The organism is uncultured Gimesia sp. (assembly GCF_937910335.1).
Classification (GTDB): Bacteria; Planctomycetota; Planctomycetia; order Planctomycetales; family Planctomycetaceae; genus Gimesia.
The window spans coordinates 1-3,695 of the sequence record NZ_CALEMX010000070.1 but is presented as its reverse complement, the minus strand read 5'-3'; the positions used below and the strand labels follow the sequence as shown (position 1 = coordinate 3,695).

The window sequence follows — 3,695 nt, the reverse complement described above, 5'->3', positions numbered from 1 at the left end:
CGCCTGAATTACTGGAAATCAGAGGTGAAGCATTTATCAGCAATTCTGATTTCCAAGTTCTGAATGTGGAAATGCAACGGCAGGGAAAAGAGCCTTTTGCGAATCCCCGGAATACCACGGCAGGAGGATTAAAGCTGCTGGACCCCAAATTGAGTGCAAAACGCAAAATTCGTTTTTTTGCTCACGGGATCGGCGCGGTCGAAGGGATTGATTATCAGACCCACATCAATTATCTGGATGCCATTCAAGACATGGGGATTCCCGCCACCCCCAATGTCGAGGCGTTTCCCAATCTGGAGACGACATTGCAGCATGCGCAGTCGATGATGGATGATTTGCATACACTTGATTTTGAAGTTGATGGCATTGTCTTAAAGGTCAATCGTTTTGATCAGCGGGAATTACTGGGCAATACATCAAAAAGTCCACGTTGGGTCGCCGCGTATAAATGGGAACGTTATGAGTCGGTCACCAAAGTGGATTCGATCGTTTTTCAAGTGGGTAAAACCGGTACGGTGACTCCTGTGGCAAATTTGGAGCCTGTGCAGATTGCGGGGACATCGGTATCCAGATCCAGTCTGCATAATCGTGATGAGATGGAACGATTGGGGATACAGATTGGCGACTGGGTTGTGGTTGAGAAAGCCGGGAAAATTATTCCGCATGTCGTTCGCGTAGAGGAGCATCGTCGCGATGGGAGTCAGCAGGAAATTAAGTTTCCAGTCGACTGTCCTGAATGCAAGGCAACATTAGTTAAAGATGAAGGTGGAGTCTACATTCGCTGTCCGAATCCGACTTGTCCTGCTTCGATACGTGAAACCTTACGTTTTTATGCTTCACGTCAGGCGATGGATATTGAAGGGATGGGAATCAAAATGATTGAGCAACTGCTCGATCAGAAATTGATCAGCGGTCTGGCTGATGTTTATCGACTTCAGGATCATTATGAGCAACTTGTGAAGTTGGAGCGTCAAGGCGATAAATCGATTGAAAATTTACTGGCAGGTATTGAGCGATCGAAAACGCAACCGCTTTGGCGACTGTTAACGGGATTAAATATTCGGCATGTGGGTACCAGCAATGCGCGTATCCTGGAAAAACAGTTTGGAACGATGGATGAGATTGCCAATCAGAGTGTTGAAGACCTGGCGGCGGTTGATGAAATTGGTCCCGTGATTGCAGAGTCTGTGTATACTTTTTTTCACTCGGATTATGGCCTTCAACTCATCCGTGAATTGAAAACGTCGGGACTGAATATGGGAAGTCCTGTAAAACAGACAAAAACAACAGCAGGAATCTTCGATGGGAAAACGCTGGTTGTGACTGGAACTTTGTCAAGCTTGACGAGGGATGAAGCCAAAGAGCTGATTCAGGAGCATGGTGGAAAAGCATCGGGAAGTGTTTCCGCGAAAACCGATTATCTTCTGGCTGGTGAAAAAGCAGGTAGTAAATTGACCAAGGCGCAAGAGTTGAATGTACCTGTTTTATCGGAAGCAGAATTTATAAAAATGGTGAATGAAACCGATTGAGAGAAGAAGGCTTACTATTCCGCAATCGGAATTTTCTGTAAAAGGTTCATGTTTTTTAAGCGTTCCAGTCTTTGTTTCAGATTGGTTTCGTTTTGATATTGCTGCTCCAGATTCCAGAGATCCATAAATACTCTGCCTCGTTTGAGTTTCAGGCAGGCTTCGAATACGGTTTCGATAGAAGAGAGTTGTGGAGCAGAAAACTGTCCCGCTTGTTCGAGTTGTTCGAGAATCCCATTACCTGAGCGGGTTGGGATTAGAGAGCAGCATTCCACTCCCTGTGAAAAGGCGTATTCGACTGAGCGAATGGCCCATTCAATGCCTTCCTGTTCTTCCATAAAAGGGGGTTTCAGCAAGATAAAAGCTCTGGTTTGAATCGAATGATTTTTTAAAAACTCAACTGCTTTTGAAAAGTCATCCAGTGTCATCCTCTTGTTTAGTGACTGTAATACTTGTTTGTGAATGGTTTCCAGTCCTAATGCGATTTCCAGTTGTCCGGAAATTAACTGTTGAAAATCCAGACAGGATTGATTACAGAGCAGGGGGTGATTTTCGACGATGACTCTCTCGAAAGGCAGAGTTAATTCGGCAATACGTAAAAAATCTTCTCGGGGAATTGCTTTGGGATCAAAAAAATTGCCACTGTTATATAATTTCACTTGTCTGGATGGAGGCAGTCGTGCGAGGGCATACTCTATCTGGTGTGGAATTATGCCGGGGCTGAGGGTGTGGTTCGTTGTGTTTTTCCAGAGGTCACACATCAGGCAATGAAAAGGGCACTCGCGATTTGTAAGAAAGATGGTCGAGATTTCTGCAAGTGAGCCATCTGCGCTACACTCTGTTTCATTTAAAAAAGCGTAGGGCAACTGTTCTGAAACCTGGTTTTTAGATGGTCTTGCAGCGAGGATTTTCTGATCGGTATATGGGGGATTTGAAAGATTCATAATTTAGGCCGATCTGAATATTCCAATCTTCAATGACCCCGGATGGGATTACCTGTGCATCAGATCGTTTCGAGAAAACTTCGTTTGTCAGATATGCTTACAATGGAGAGATTTACTAAGGCATCGCACCTTAGAATGGTAATCTGTTTTCGTTATTCATAAAGGGATAAAAGAGCTTGCCGATAAACGCTTTCAGGTTCAGAGAAAACGGATTGGAAAGAATCGTTATTGAGGCTGCCTTCCTGAAAACGACGTTTTGGATAGACGGGCATGGTAATGCCTGTGATTTGTTTGATGCCCCTGCATACGATATCACCTTTGAGTGCATAAAGTTTTTTGTGATCCCAGTCCGTCAGTTCGATGTAGGGAATTCCTTCTGCTATTTCGATAACGTTTGGCAAAGCATAAGGGCTGAATCCCTGAAAACCGAGGCTTCGCGCGGGTGCATATGTTCTAACGTGTCCTCGGCTTTGGCCGCCGGAGTATGTTAAAGAGTGTTTAACGGCATCTACTCCCCAGCCTTCCTGATAAAGCATTGTATTGTTGAGTACGCTTCGAATGGTCAATTCGGGATTGGCTTCTATCGGATAATCCTTCAGATTTTCATCGCCTCCATCGCCATCAATTAAATACTTCCAACGTGGATACAGTTCACGGATTTTCCTGCATAAGGCATAAGTCATTGTGGCTGCCTGAACATCGAGTTGCTTATAGTCTTCCACAACTTTGATGGTTTCTTCATATTGTAAACAGCTTTGTGGAACTTCGAGAATCTCAAGGAAGAAACTCAGATTCATTTGGTCCAGGAATTGGAAAGCCTGTTGACAATCGGTGCCTTCTCCATCAATCGAAAGTGTAAAGGCCTTCATGCGGGAGGGCGATTCATTGCGCGTGATCAGTGCATGGTATAGAAGGATGAAAAGAGCTCCACTGTCAATGCCACCGGAAAAGAGAACTCCCAGCGGTTCCTGCTGAGGAATGGTGTCGAGCCACTTATTAATTTCCTTGTAGACAGCACCGATATATAGATTTCCGATATCATCCAATTGGTTTGTAAGACAATTTCGATTTGGATTCAGAAATCGAGTTGTTTTCGGATTGGGGTCGGGGCAGCCGATTAATTGAAGTTCCAGAATATGGTGTGCCGGCACCATGCGTGTGTAAGAAGGGTGAAACTGGTCATCAAGCCCTTCGTTTTTGAGATACGCATAAATTTCATCAATTC

3 protein-coding genes are annotated in these 3,695 nt (G+C 44.6%); 1 reads left to right on the top strand and 2 read right to left on the bottom strand.

Annotation, left to right across the window (positions count from 1 at the left end; translation table 11 throughout):
- Nucleotides 1-1,529 (top strand): NAD-dependent DNA ligase LigA (gene ligA / locus Q0668_RS02785; protein ID WP_298859703.1); only part of this gene is annotated, 1,529 nt, incomplete at its 5' end.
- Between the two features lie 14 nt (nt 1,530-1,543).
- Here ligA and Q0668_RS02780 read toward each other — a convergent pair.
- Together Q0668_RS02780 and Q0668_RS02775 are read right to left on the bottom strand one after the other, a co-directional pair.
- The gene (locus Q0668_RS02780) at nt 1,544-2,470 is read right to left on the bottom strand and encodes a radical SAM protein (protein ID WP_298859701.1); all 927 of its coding nucleotides are present in this window, start codon (nt 2,468-2,470) and stop codon (nt 1,544-1,546) included.
- A gap of 152 nt (nt 2,471-2,622) precedes the next feature.
- On the bottom strand, nt 2,623-3,695 hold a 1,073-nt coding region (locus Q0668_RS02775; protein WP_298859699.1), incomplete at its 5' end, for an asparagine synthase-related protein.